Genomic DNA, 13,186 nt, shown 5'->3' on the forward strand with positions numbered 1-13,186 from the left:
AACGCTTAACATATAACAAATAATTTTTTCAACAAAATTATTAATACTTTTAAATAATGCAGGAGGTTAAGCAGCAGAAATGAAAATACTTGTGATAAACTCTGGGAGCTCTTCTTTAAAATATCAAGTTATAAACATGGAAAATGAAAAAATATTGTTGAAAGGTTTAGTAGAAAGAATAGGAGAAAAAAAATCCAGCATTAAACACGAAAACGGAACTTCAAAGTACACAGAAGAATTGAAGATCACAAATCATGAAGAAGCCTTAAAAAAAGTGATGAATTTATTAATTGATCCTCAATATGGGTGTTTTAAAAGTTTGTCTGAAATTGACGCTATTGGACATAGAGTACTTCATTGTGGTGAAAAATATGTTTCATCAGTATTAATAGATGACAACGTTATTAACGCCATAGAAGAACATGCGGTTTTTGGACCTCTTCATAATCCACCTAACCTTACTGGAATATTAGCTGCACAAAAACTCATGCCTGATGTTCCTCAAGTTGCTGTCTTTGATACTTCTTTTCATCAAACAATGCCACCTAAAGCATTTTTATATGGACTTCCATATGAATTCTATGAAAAATACAAAATCAGAAGATACGGTTTTCATGGAACAAGTCATAAATACATAACCATTGAAGCAGCAAAAATGCTTGGTAAAGATATAAAAGAATTAAAATTAATTAGCGCTCATTTAGGGAATGGTGCCTCTCTAGCTGCAGTAAAAGGTGGAAAAGTGGTTGATACTTCAATGGGTCTTACTCCTTTAGAAGGACTTGTTATGGGAGGAAGAAGTGGTGATGTAGACGCCACAGTACCTTTGTTCTTATTGAGACAGGGTTATTCTATAGATGAAGTTGATAATATTTTAAATAAAAAGAGCGGCGTATATGGAATAAGTGGAATAAGCAACGATATGAGAGATATAGAAAAGGCTATAAAAGAGGGACATAAACGAGCTCAATTAGCTTTTGACGTATATACTTATAGAATAGCAAAATACATTGGAAGTTATGCAACAATTTTGAATGGTTTCGATGCATTAGTGTTTACAGCAGGTGTTGGAGAAAATGATCCAGAAGTTAGAAAAACTGTCTGTGACTATTTAGGTATATTTGGAGTAAAATTAGACGATGAAAAAAATATCAGTTTAAACAGAATAGGGGGTATAATATCCTCGGATGACTCCAAAGTTACAGTAATGGTAATAAAGACAAACGAAGAATTAATGATAGCTCGTGATACAAAAGAAATTGTTGAAAACCAAAAAAAATAAGAAAACCGCCTCAAAGAGGCGGTTTTATATATATCTTACTACTATAAACTCTCAACAATATCTCTTAATTGAGCCATCCTGTTTGGATGTCTTAGCTTTCTTAAAGCTTTAGTTTCAATTTGCCTAATTCTTTCTCTAGTGACATTGAAGTACTGGCCAACTTCTTCTAAAGTTTTTTGTTTTCCATCTAAAAGCCCATATCTCATTTTTATAACCAAAGCTTCTTTAGTGCTTAATGTATCTAAAACCTCTTCAATTCTTTCTCTCAATATCATTTTTTGAGCTTCCTCTTCTGGAGTAGTGTCTTCAGAACTTACAAAATCACCAGTTTCTGATTCTTCATCATCACCAGTTCCGCTGGAAATAGGAGAATTAAGGGACAAAACATCCCTAGCACTCATTAATATCTCATTTATTTTTTCCTCTGGTTTCTTCATTATTTTAGCAAGTTCTTCAGTAGATGGATATTCTCCGTGTTCTTGTAAATATTCTCTTATGACTCTATTCATTCTATTTATGGTTTCAACTAAATGTACCGGTATTCTTATAGTTCTAGCTTGATCGGCTATTGCTCTTGTAATTGATTGCCTTATCCACCATGTTGCATACGTGGAAAATTTAAATCCTTTCCTCCAATCAAATTTGTCTACAGCTTTAATTAAACCTATGTTTCCTTCCTGTATTAAATCTAAGAAACTTAATCCTCTACCAGTATATCTTTTTGCAATACTTATTACAAGTCTCAAATTGGCCTTGATTAATTCATCTCTGGCTTTTTTATCTCCTTTTTGAGCCCTCATAGCTAATTGTCTTTCCCTTGAAGGACTTAAAAGCTCAATATTACTTATTTCTTTGAGATATATTTTTATTGGATCACCAAGTGATATATTGTCATACATCTGTAGTTCAGTATCTGCAAATAATTCGTCAAAATCTTCTCCTTCAATTTCTTCTTCTTGGTCTACAAGCACATTTTTAACATTTTCTTCTTCGTTTTCATCTTCTTCTATGATTTCAATACCTTCAGATTCTAAAGCCTCATATATCTTATCTATATACTCATTATCAATTTCGTCTGAAAGTTCAATAGGAATAGCCTGGTCAATATCTGAATATGATAATTTATTATTTTTCTTTTTAGCTTTTGTCTTTAAAGTTTCAATTATTTTGTCTATGGACTGAATATTTTTTTGACTTTTTTTAACTTTTAATTGGACCATTCCTTCTTCTTCTTTTAATTCTTCAAAATCAACGTTCTGTAGACCCTCCATTATTTCGACTTTTTCTTTTTCAGTTATTTTATTTTTATTCATTTAACCCCTCCCTATAATCTGGGTAATTTTTTCTTTTCCAAAAAACCACGCATTAGTTTAGACACCAAAAAACGGATTTGGTTCAAAAAAAGGTATATTTTAGAATAATATTTGGTAAATTTTTTATTAATAACACCTTTTTAATAGAAGTTCTGGGTTTTTCTCTAAAATTTCTATAGCTTCCTCATACTCCACACCACAAGATATAGCAATTTTAAAAGCAAATTCATAATTTAAAAAATCGTCTGGTTCATGTGCATCACTATTTACTAACAACTTCACACCAAATTTTTTGGCTAATTTACATACATGCCCATTTGATAAGCTATGACCATTTCTTGCACTTAATTCTAAGAACACTCCATTACTTGCTGCCTCTTTTACATCTTCTTCTGAAATGATACCTGGATGTGCTAATATATCTACGTATTTAGACCTAACTGCATAGTGATTTGTTCCTTCATAAACTGGCTCTACTATAGTTTCACCATGAACAACTACAATTTTGGCACCTTTTTCTTTTGCATATCTTGCTATATCATTTATAATAACAGGCGGGACATGGGTTACCTCTACTCCAGGAATTATTTCTATATTTTTGAAATATTTTTTTTCAGTATCAATAAACTTATTTAAACTATTTAAAATGAAATCAATATTAGATGCATCAACATGATCTGTTATAGCAATAGCTCCATAATTATTAATTTGCGCATGCCTTATCTGTTCACTACAAATTAATGCTCCATCACTAAGTAAAGTATGGGTGTGAAAATCGTAAACTTTTTTCATTAAATAGTTACCCCCTTACCAATTTATTTTTTGACGCTTGTTGGAATAATAAAATATACATTTTCGAAAACATTTTAGATTTTGATTTATAAATGCTCATTTAGAATTTATTTATGAACACTTCTTAATTATCTATAATTTTTAACTTTTATATTTATCTCAAAAGCAAAGTTGGTTACTTTTCCGAATTACCTTCTAAAATCATCATCGTTTATTTTAAAAGATTTTTTATTATATAAATAATTTGTATATCATATTTATGAATCAACATTGAATGCGGAGACTTTCTTGTTGTTCTGTTACCATATTTATCCAAAAATAATTTTTTAATAACAAAAGTTTTTGAATTTTAACCTAAGTAAATTTAATAGTAACTTATTTGCCTTGAAGATTAACATAATTTGTTTTATAATGGTATTGAAAAAAGAAAGATCCCCCTATCCCCCTGAGATAAACCCAGACATTCTTGCCGGATCCACATGGATCCGGTTTTTTTTATGCTTTCAATCTAAAAAACGTATAAATTGATTTTACCATTTTTTTTATTAATAATACCATATTTATTAAAAAATTATTCAATTATCATATTTATATCTAATGCTTTCACTGAGTGAGTTAATGCTCCACATGATATGATATTAACTCCAGTTTCAGCAAAGGAAACTATATTAGACTCATTTATATTACCTGAGGCTTCTAAAATAACCTTTTCTTGTGCAACTTCTACAGCCTTTCTAATAGAATCAATACTCATATTATCTAAGAGAATAATATCTGCACCATATTTTAAAGCTTCTTGAAATTGATTTAAATTTTGGACTTCTATCTCAATTTTTTGTGTATGAGAAGCTTTCGCTTTTACTTTTATTAACGCTTCTTTTATACCTCCTACTAACTTTATATGATTATCTTTTATTAATATGGAATCAGATAAGTTATAGCGATGATTTACACCTCCACCTATTACAACTGCATAACGGTCAAAATATCTTAATCCTGGTACTGTCTTTCGTGTATCGGTAACTTTAGCTTTATATGGCTTGATTAAATTACAGAGATGTCTAGTATATGTAGCTATGCCACTCATTCTTTGCAGTAAATTCAGACATAATCTTTCTCCCTTTAGAATCTTATTAATAGGACCTTTTACTTCTGCTATAATATCCCCAGACACAACTTCATCTCCATCGTTAATCTTTTTAATAAACGTAATCGATGAATCTAAAAGTTGAAAAATAACATCTAAAACATCAAGACCGGCTATTACACCTTCTTCTTTTGCTTTTATAGAGGCAGTTGTTTTAATATCATGATCTATAAGCAAATCTGTGGTAATATCACCCCATCCAATATCTTCCTCAAGAAAATTTTCGATATATTTTTTAATTACAAACTTATCAACTAAAGGTATCATTTATTTACTCTCCTCTAAAAGAATTTAGCAATTCTACATCTTTAAAGAAATACTAACTATTCAAGTAATTACTTTGTTATATGTTCATCATTCTAGATATAGGGGAAAAAGCCTTAGAACGAATTTCTTCTGATATAGTAATTTTAGGTTCCATTGTCTCTAAAGATATCAATACATCTTCTAAAGACGTTAATTTCATGTTTTTGCAAACAAAATTAGAACATGCACTATAAAATTTTTTTTGGGGACAGATCTTTTTCATTCTATTTATAACTCCACTTTCAGTACAAATAATATATTCTTTGAAAATACTATCTTGTACATAATTTACCATTGAACTTGTGCTTCCCACAAAATCTGCTAATTTAAGAACATCCATTCGGCATTCCGGATGGGCTAATACTAAGGCCTCAGGATGCCTATTTTTAGCGGACTCAACTTCTTCCACAGTTAATCTGTTATGAATAGGACAATAACCATCCCATAAGACAAGATCTCTGCCTGTTTTTTCTTTTATGTATAGCCCTAAATTTTTATCTGGAACAAAAATAATTCTACTATTCGAAGAAATAGAATTAACAACCCTCTGGGCATTTGAAGAAGTACAGCATAAATCGCTAAGAGCTTTAACCTCTGCTGTAGTATTAACGTAGCTTACCACTTTGGCATCAGGATAAAGTTGTTTTAATGATTGAAGTTCATTTGCAGAAATCATATTCGCTAACGGACAGCTAGCGTCTGTTTTTGGCAAAAGAATTGTTTTACTAGGTGACAAAATATAGGCTGTTTGGGCCATAAAATCTACCCCACAAAATACTATAACTTCTTCCTGTGCTTCTGAAGCTATACGAGCTAATTCCAGAGAATCCCCAACAAAATCAGCTACCTCTTGAACCTCTGAACGTTGATAAAAATGGGAAAGTATCAACGCATTTTTTTCATTTTTTAAACGTTTTATTTTATAAAAAACTGATTTTTTCAAATTTACACCTCTTTGTATTTTTGTAAATTAATCAGAATTAGTATTGACTCTATTTTACTACATAGAAATTGAAAAAAACAAATATATCTGAAATTAATATAATTAACCATAAACAATATGTTATAATCAAGTAATATTCTATATAATTCTAAATTTGTGGTTTTAGAAATAAGGATTTTGGAATTTCTAAAGATGTTATAATCCCAAATTTTAAGGAGGCAACTGATGTTACATGAAATATACATGCAACGTGCCTTGGAATTAGCTAGACGCGGATGGGGAACAACTAATCCCAACCCTCTTGTTGGAGCAGTAATAGTAAAAAATGGTGAGATAATAGGAGAAGGATATCACAAAAAACCCGGGGAGCCTCATGCCGAAATAAATGCTCTTGCACAAGCTGGCAAAAAATCAGAAGGTTCGACTTTATATGTCAACCTTGAACCGTGTAGCCATTTTGGAAGAACCGCGCCTTGCACTGACACTTTAATAAAGGCTGGCATAAAAGAAGTCGTTATAGCTATGCAGGACCCTAATCCTGAGGTTTCAGGTAAAGGCATTAAAAAACTTAAGCAAGCTGGTATCAAAGTAATTGAAGGAATACTAGAAGAAGAAGCTAAAAAGCTAAATGAAATTTTTATCAAATATATAACTTCTAAAATGCCTTTTGTAGTCTGGAAATGCGCCATGACTTTAGACGGAAAAGTGGCTACAGCTTCAGGAGATTCAAGATGGATAACAAATGAGGTATCAAGGGAATATACTCACTGGTGGCGATACAGGGTTTCATCAATTATGGCTGGAATAGGAACAGTTCTAGCAGATAATCCTAACCTCACAGTAAGATTACCAAATATAAATGTCGAAAAACAACCTATAAGGGTTATAGTAGATAGTTTTGGAAAAACCCCTTTAAATTTTAATGTATTAGATACAGATCTATCTCCAACTATAATTGTTGCTTCTGAAAACATTGCAAAATCTAAAGTTGAACTTTTCAAATCTAAGGGTGCTGAAGTAATAATTACTAAATCAAAAGATAGGGTAAACTTACCCGAATTAATGGCAGAACTTCATAATCGAGAAATTGATAGTCTGCTTGTAGAAGGGGGACCCACCCTTGCAGCTTCATTTTTGGAAGATAACCTTGTAGACAAAGTGATGATTTTTATAGCCCCTAAAATTGTTGGTGGAAGAAAAGCACCTTCCGCTGTTGGAGGAAAAGGTGTTGATAAACTTGTTAATGCTTGGAATCTCAAAAATATTTCTATTAAACGCTTAGGGGAAGATATATTAATTGAAGGTTATTTTATTTAGTGGAGGAATTAAGATTGTTTACTGGTATCATTCAAGAGATTGGAAAGGTACGAAATATAATTAAAGGTTCAAAATCAATTCGTCTTGCAATAGAGGCTCCTAAATTAGCCCCTAAAATAGCTATAGGGGATAGTATATGTACAAACGGGGTATGTTTAACAGTATCAAAAAAAGAAGATAATATATTTTGGGCAGATGCTACCCCAGAAACAGTAAAACGAACAAATCTTTATGACCTAAAGCAAGGAAATTATGTTAATCTTGAGCCTTCTCTTAAACTCCAAGATTTAATAGGAGGACATTTAGTTAGTGGACACGTTGACGGAATTGGTATAATAAATAGAATATTTCAGGAAGAAAATTCCCTATACATTACAATACATGTTGAACCAATAACACTCTTCTATATTGTCGAAAAGGGGTCTGTTGCCGTCGATGGAATTAGTTTAACCGTTGCTAATATTGATGAAAAAGGATTCACAGTGTCGATTATTCCACACTCCTTACAAAACACCACCTTAAAATATAAAAAAACTGGAAGCAAAGTGAATATAGAATGTGACATGATTGGCAGGTATGTAGCAAAATTTATAGATAATATGGGAAAAAACAATAAAAGTAATATCTTAAACGAAGAATTTTTAAAAAATAACGGATTCATTTAAGGAGGACCTATATGAATCAAATTAAGTTTAACTCAATAGAAGAAGCTCTAGAAGATCTTAAAGAAGGTAAAATGGTAATAGTTGTAGACGATGAAGATAGAGAAAATGAGGGAGATCTCCTAATGGCAGCTGAATTCATAACTCCAGAAGCCGTAAACTTTATGACTAAGTTTGGCCGTGGGCTAATCTGTGCTCCTATGACCTCTCAAAGATTAAAAATGCTTGATATTCCTCAAATGGTTTTAAACAATACCGAACACCAACGTACAGCCTTTGCAGTCTCAGTCGATGCAAAATCTGTTAAAACGGGCATTTCAGCACATGAACGTGCTTTAACCATAAAAACACTGGTTGATCCAAAAACTACCTCAGAAGATTTAATAAAACCCGGCCATATATTTCCCCTTCAAGCAAAAGAAGGCGGAGTATTAATACGAACAGGTCATACTGAAGCAGCTGTAGATCTTGCAAGATTAGCGGGTTTATACCCTGCTGGAGTAATATGTGAAATAATGAACGATGACGGAACTATGGCTCGTTTGCCCCAATTATCAGAATTTGCCAAAAAACATAATTTAAAATTAATTACTATAGCAGATCTTATAACTTACAGAAGAAAAAATGAAAAACTAATAAAACGAGTAACTGAGCCAATAAGCCTGCCAACAAAATATGGAAACTTTGCTGCAGTTGCATATGAAAGTTTAATAAACAAAGACCACCATATTGCTTTAATTAAAGGAAATATTTCAGATGGAAATCCAGTACTAGCTAGAATACATTCAGAATGTTTAACTGGGGATACTTTTGGATCTTTGCGCTGTGATTGTGGTGATCAACTGCATAATTCGATGAGACAAATAGAAAAAGAAGGCAGAGGTGTATTACTTTACATGCGTCAAGAAGGAAGGGGCATAGGTCTTATCAACAAATTAAAGGCTTATAAACTTCAAGAAGAAGGACAAGACACCGTTGAAGCAAATTTAACACTGGGTTTTGATGCTGATTTAAGAGATTACGGTGAAGGTGCTCAAATATTAGTTGATTTAGGGATAAAAAAACTAAGACTATTGACTAATAACCCCAAAAAAATAGTTGGACTAATGGGATATGGGTTAGAAGTTGTTGAGAGAGTACCTATAGAAATACCCCCAAATGAAGTCAATAAGTATTATATGGAGACCAAAAAATCAAAAATGGGTCATATATTAAATTATTTTGATACGGAGGAAAAGTGAATGAAAATATATGAAGGCAATTTAATAGGTACTGGATTGAAAATAGGCATTGTTGTAAGTCGTTTCAATGAATTCATAACTAGCAAATTGTTAAGTGGTTCACTAGACACATTAAAAAGGCATGGAGTAGCTGAAGAAGATATAAAAATATCATGGGTACCAGGTGCCTTTGAAATCCCTTTAATTGCCAAACAAATGGCTCTATCAGGAAAATATAATGCTATTGTTAGTTTAGGTGCAGTAATTCGAGGGGCAACACCTCATTTTGATTACGTAGCATCAGAACTGTCAAAGGGAATTGCCCAAATATCACTACAAACAGGTATACCTATTGCTTTTGGTGTATTAACCACGGATAATATTGAACAAGCCATAGAAAGAGCCGGTACCAAAGCAGGCAACAAAGGTTCGGAGGCAGCAATTACAGCTATTGAAATGGCAAATCTTATAAAAACTGTCAACCACCCACCACTTAAACTCTGACGAATTTTGAAGTGGGAGCTTGTAAAAGCTCTATTTTAAAGGATAGAAGGATGGGGTATCCTGTGCTTAAAATGGATGTATGTTAGGTCTTTAAGAAATGAGGATTTCCTAAAAGTGAGCTTTTGAACTTATAACGGGTCCAGGGCGGAGCCCTCCCCCTTCCATAAGGATTTTGGAATTTCTAAAGTGGGTAAAATAAATATTTTTAGGAGGTTTGATAAATGATTCACGAATTTAAGAATAAAAAACCTATTATTGCAGATGATGTTTTTTTGGCACCAGGATGTCAAATAATAGGAAATGTTAAGATAGCCAAGGGATGCAGCATTTGGCATAATGCAACTTTAAGGGCAGACATTGGGCCCATAACTATTGGTGAATACACTAACATTCAAGATAACGCAGTTGTACATATTGATTATGATTATCCTACTATAATTGGCAATGGCGTTACAATAGGTCATGGTGCAATAATTCATGGTTGTACAATTAATGACAATTGCCTTATTGGTATGGGAGCTATAATTCTAAATGGAGCTGTAATTTCTGAAAACTGTCTTATTGGTGCAGGAGCATTAATAACAGAAAACAAAGAAATTCCACCTAACAGTTTAGTAGTAGGCGTTCCTGGAAAAGTACTACGTAAGTTAACAAAAGAGGAAATTGAAAAACTTAAAGAATCAGCAAAAGAATACTACTATTTATCAAGACAATATTTATAAATGATATACCCTTTGAATAAATAATTAAAAAATGTTCCTAATAAAGGAACATTTTTTAATTTAATGACTAGCTTTTATTCGTCCTTTAAAATTAAACTTTATTTATTATTTAGCATATTATGCCCTGAAATTCAATCTTGATTATTAATAGCTTCTTCTAAAGTATGCCACGAAAGTGTGAAGCATTTTATTCTCATTGGAAAGTTTGAAATATCGGAAAAAACCTCCATACCATCTATTAAATTCTTATCGTACTCTTTTCCTTGAGACATTTTTATGACTTCATTCAAGATCTTTTCTGCCTCTTCAACGGTTTTTCCTTCTATTATTTCACACATCATAGCAGCAGAAGCTTGACTAATAATACAACCATGTCCTAAATACGATGCTTCAACTATTTTACCTTTATCAACTTTTACAAAAATCGTTATTTCGTCTCCACAAGACAAATTCTTCCCTTCTGCCTTTTTACTAGCGGGAATTTCTTTTCTATACTTACTGTTTTTGGCATAGTCTAGAATTATATCTGAATAAAGATCTTCAATTCCTATTTTAACCACTCCCAAACTTTTTTTAAGCCTTCAATTAAAATGTCTATATCTTCATTTTGATTGTAAATATAGAAGCTAACTCTACATGTAGATCTAACTCCAAGTTCAGTCATCATTGGTTGCGCACAATGATGTCCACTACGAATTGCTACTCCAGCTATTTCATTTAATAAATGTGCTACATCATGCGGATGAATACCTTTTACGTTAAAAGAAATGATAGAACTTTGTAGATTATTTTTTGGGCCATAAATCTCTAAAAAATCTAACTTTTTCATCTTTTCTAAGGCATATTGAGTTAATTCATTGTCATGTTGGGCTATATTATTCATGCCAATTTGTTGTAAAAAGTCTACAGCTTTTGCAAGACCAATACTTCCTTCTACGTTGGGAGTACCAGCCTCAAATTTATAAGGGAGTATGGTAAAAGTTGTATCTTCCATACTTACCTTATCAATCATTTCTCCTCCATATAGGAATGGAGACATTCGTTCTAAATACTCTTTTTTCCCATATAATATTCCTATACCTGTAGGTCCTAGCATCTTATGACCAGAAAAAGCTAAAAAATCAATATCTAATGACTTTACATTAACAGAAATGTGAGGTACATATTGTGCACCATCTACAATAATTATTATATCTTTTCTTATTTTTCTTGCTTTTTCTACAATCATATTTATAGGTATAACTTGCCCTGTAACGTTAGATATCCCAGTTATACTGATTATTTTTGTTTTTAAATTTATATATTTTAAATACTCATCTAATTCAAATATACCTTTTCTCAATGGGAAATATTTGATTTTAATATTGAAGATCTTACCAATTTGCTGCCAAGGTACAAAATTCGAATGATGTTCCATGGTAGTAATTAATATTTCTTCATTTGGTTTAACGATCTTAGAGATAGCTAAAGAATAAGCCAATAAATTTAAGGATTCTGTTGTTCCTTTAGTAAAGATAACTTCTTCTTCTTGTGCGTTAATAAATTTAGCTATTTTTTGTCTGGATGACTCAAACATCTCAGTTGCCTCAGAAGCTAATGTATGGGTCGATCTGTGAACATTGGCATGATGATTCAAACTATATTCAGTAACAGCTTCCATAACTTGCTTGGGCCTCAATGATGTAGCAGCGTTATCCAAATAAACTAATCTATGACCATTTATTTTTCTCTTTAATACAGGAAATTCTTCTTCATATTCGTTGGAAGACAACATTTCGTACCTCCTGACTAATGTCTTCCCCATACCTATTTAGCTTATCTACTGCTGGTTCGAAAATTCCATAAGCAATCATTTTTTTGGCAGCTTCTCTAGAAAATCCACGCGTCATTAGATAATATAATTTATCTGATTCTATAGTTCCGATGCTTGCTGCGTGCGATGCAGTCACCTCATTTTCATCCACTGTTAAACTTGGTATTGCTTCGGCTTTGGACTTTTCAGACAAAGTTAAGGTATAGCTTGATTCAGCAGCATTAGTGTCTTTTGCCCCTCTCTTAATATCAAGAAAACCCCTAAATACAGCTTTAGAGTTATCTTTTATAATTCCTTTACCATTAATACTTCCTGTGGTTTTTGGTGCATAAAACCTCATTAAATAAAGCATATCTATAATATTATCATTAGTTGCTAAATAATAAGGATTAACAGTAGCTACTGAATTTTTCCCTGAAAATCTAAAAATAAAATGAGGAGCAGTAATTTTTCCGCCTATATTAATATCTATTACTTCAACTTTTGAATTTTCCTCTAATTCTATAAAGATATTATCTATATTGATATCATTATTTCCGTTTAGATTTATGTTAACTAATTCTAAAGAGGCATTTTTATGGACAATTATTCTATTTGAAGTTGTTCTAAAACCTTTTCCTTGATCATTGGATCTTAAAATTCTTATAACTGTAGCTTTTGAAAAAGGTTTTAAATTGTAAACAGACATTTCATATATTGGAGCTTTCAAATAATAGTTAATTATTATAGGTTCTCGTGTTTCTCCTTCTTCTGTTTTAAGATAAAAACCAGTATTGGAAAATGCTTCTGCCATTAACAAAAACTTCCTATGAGCCCCTTCAAAATCGTATTTTGCAAGGATTTCAATCCCATCTTCATCTATACCATTTATACCAAAAATTTTTCCTTTAACTGCTGTTGGAGCAAAAGATATGTATTTTTCAGGTTCATAGCCATTTAATTTAGTTCGTTTCCATTTAGGAAAACCCCAATTTTTGTATGCTTCAAATCTATAACTTTTAAAAGTTTTTAAGTAATCGTTAGATATATGCTCTAACGAAGATTGAAATTCAAAATCTCCATAATCTTTTTTTGCTTGTATCTGCGGAACTTGCCATTCTACAGCTTTTATATTATTATGTTTCATATCTATTGTTTTTTCAAAAATTGTGTCCAACTTTTCCAC

General features: G+C 31.8%; 13 protein-coding genes. 6 read left to right on the plus strand and 7 right to left on the minus strand.

The window, feature by feature from the left end; translation table 11 throughout:
* The first annotated feature begins 79 nt into the window (after nucleotides 1–79).
* On the plus strand, nucleotides 80–1,282 hold the full coding sequence (locus DTL3_RS02430; protein ID WP_045087369.1) for an acetate/propionate family kinase: 1,203 nt from the start codon (nucleotides 80–82) through the stop codon (nucleotides 1,280–1,282).
* Between the two features lie 41 nt (nucleotides 1,283–1,323).
* On the opposite strand, the gene rpoD is transcribed toward DTL3_RS02430, so the two are convergent.
* From rpoD to nadA, 4 genes are all read right to left on the minus strand, one after another.
* Nucleotides 1,324–2,595 (minus strand): RNA polymerase sigma factor RpoD, encoded by a 1,272-nt coding sequence (gene rpoD / locus DTL3_RS02435; RefSeq protein WP_045087370.1) that lies wholly within the window; start codon nucleotides 2,593–2,595, stop codon nucleotides 1,324–1,326.
* Between the two features lie 126 nt (nucleotides 2,596–2,721).
* On the minus strand, nucleotides 2,722–3,387 hold the full coding sequence (locus DTL3_RS02440; RefSeq protein ID WP_045087371.1) for a histidinol phosphate phosphatase domain-containing protein: 666 nt from the start codon (nucleotides 3,385–3,387) through the stop codon (nucleotides 2,722–2,724).
* Nucleotides 3,388–3,958: 571 nt separating this feature from the next.
* A complete protein-coding gene (gene nadC / locus DTL3_RS02445) occupies nucleotides 3,959–4,801 on the minus strand; it encodes a carboxylating nicotinate-nucleotide diphosphorylase (RefSeq protein WP_045087372.1) in 843 nt (280 codons plus the stop codon).
* 76 nt (nucleotides 4,802–4,877) lie between these two features.
* Nucleotides 4,878–5,783, minus strand: coding sequence for a quinolinate synthase NadA (gene nadA / locus DTL3_RS02450; RefSeq protein ID WP_045087373.1), 906 nt, complete (start codon nucleotides 5,781–5,783; stop codon nucleotides 4,878–4,880).
* Between the two features lie 225 nt (nucleotides 5,784–6,008).
* On the opposite strand from nadA, the gene ribD reads away from it, so the two are divergent.
* The 5 genes from ribD (at nucleotide 6,009) to DTL3_RS02475 (ending at nucleotide 10,208) form a co-directional block, all read left to right on the plus strand.
* Nucleotides 6,009–7,100, plus strand: coding sequence for a bifunctional diaminohydroxyphosphoribosylaminopyrimidine deaminase/5-amino-6-(5-phosphoribosylamino)uracil reductase RibD (ribD, locus tag DTL3_RS02455; RefSeq protein ID WP_045087374.1), 1,092 nt, complete (start codon nucleotides 6,009–6,011; stop codon nucleotides 7,098–7,100).
* Between the two features lie 14 nt (nucleotides 7,101–7,114).
* A complete protein-coding gene (gene ribE, locus DTL3_RS02460; protein WP_045087375.1) occupies nucleotides 7,115–7,765 on the plus strand; it encodes a riboflavin synthase in 651 nt (216 codons plus the stop codon).
* An 11-nt stretch (nucleotides 7,766–7,776) separates the two neighbouring features.
* Nucleotides 7,777–9,003 (plus strand): bifunctional 3,4-dihydroxy-2-butanone-4-phosphate synthase/GTP cyclohydrolase II, encoded by a 1,227-nt coding sequence (locus DTL3_RS02465; RefSeq protein WP_144403460.1) that lies wholly within the window; start codon nucleotides 7,777–7,779, stop codon nucleotides 9,001–9,003.
* Nucleotides 9,004–9,486: a 6,7-dimethyl-8-ribityllumazine synthase gene (gene ribH, locus DTL3_RS02470; RefSeq protein ID WP_045087376.1), complete on the plus strand. Its 483-nt coding sequence runs from the start codon at nucleotides 9,004–9,006 to the stop codon at nucleotides 9,484–9,486. It begins immediately after the preceding gene.
* A 221-nt stretch (nucleotides 9,487–9,707) separates the two neighbouring features.
* Nucleotides 9,708–10,208 carry a gamma carbonic anhydrase family protein gene (locus DTL3_RS02475; protein WP_045087377.1) on the plus strand — a complete coding sequence of 167 codons (501 nt, stop codon included), beginning with the start codon at nucleotides 9,708–9,710 and terminating at the stop codon, nucleotides 10,206–10,208.
* Between the two features lie 131 nt (nucleotides 10,209–10,339).
* Here DTL3_RS02475 and sufU read toward each other — a convergent pair whose 3' ends face one another.
* From sufU to sufD, 3 genes are read right to left on the minus strand one after another with little or no spacing between them, the layout of a single operon-like run.
* Complete coding sequence (gene sufU / locus DTL3_RS02480; protein ID WP_231854034.1) at nucleotides 10,340–10,768, minus strand: Fe-S cluster assembly sulfur transfer protein SufU; 429 nt, start codon at nucleotides 10,766–10,768, stop codon at nucleotides 10,340–10,342.
* Entirely contained in the window at nucleotides 10,756–11,982 is a 1,227-nt protein-coding gene (locus DTL3_RS02485) for a SufS family cysteine desulfurase (protein WP_045087378.1), read from the minus strand. The genes sufU and DTL3_RS02485 overlap by 13 nt, the downstream gene beginning before the upstream one ends.
* On the minus strand, nucleotides 11,960–13,186 hold the full coding sequence (gene sufD, locus DTL3_RS02490; RefSeq protein WP_231854035.1) for a Fe-S cluster assembly protein SufD: 1,227 nt from the start codon (nucleotides 13,184–13,186) through the stop codon (nucleotides 11,960–11,962). The genes DTL3_RS02485 and sufD overlap by 23 nt, the downstream gene beginning before the upstream one ends.

The sequence above is a fragment of the Defluviitoga tunisiensis genome (assembly GCF_000953715.1).
Classification (GTDB): Bacteria; Thermotogota; Thermotogae; order Petrotogales; family Petrotogaceae; genus Defluviitoga; species Defluviitoga tunisiensis.

Coding starts and splice junctions, on each gene's coding strand:
- DTL3_RS02430 (WP_045087369.1), top strand. CDS start 80: ATGAAAATACTTGTGATAAACTCTGGGAGCTCTTCTTTAAAATATCAA.
- rpoD (WP_045087370.1), bottom strand. CDS start 2,595: ATGAATAAAAATAAAATAACTGAAAAAGAAAAAGTCGAAATAATGGAG.
- DTL3_RS02440 (WP_045087371.1), bottom strand. CDS start 3,387: ATGAAAAAAGTTTACGATTTTCACACCCATACTTTACTTAGTGATGGA.
- nadC (WP_045087372.1), bottom strand. CDS start 4,801: ATGATACCTTTAGTTGATAAGTTTGTAATTAAAAAATATATCGAAAAT.
- ribD (WP_045087374.1), top strand. CDS start 6,009: ATGTTACATGAAATATACATGCAACGTGCCTTGGAATTAGCTAGACGC.
- DTL3_RS02465 (WP_144403460.1), top strand. CDS start 7,777: ATGAATCAAATTAAGTTTAACTCAATAGAAGAAGCTCTAGAAGATCTT.
- ribH (WP_045087376.1), top strand. CDS start 9,004: ATGAAAATATATGAAGGCAATTTAATAGGTACTGGATTGAAAATAGGC.
- DTL3_RS02475 (WP_045087377.1), top strand. CDS start 9,708: ATGATTCACGAATTTAAGAATAAAAAACCTATTATTGCAGATGATGTT.
- DTL3_RS02485 (WP_045087378.1), bottom strand. CDS start 11,982: ATGTTGTCTTCCAACGAATATGAAGAAGAATTTCCTGTATTAAAGAGA.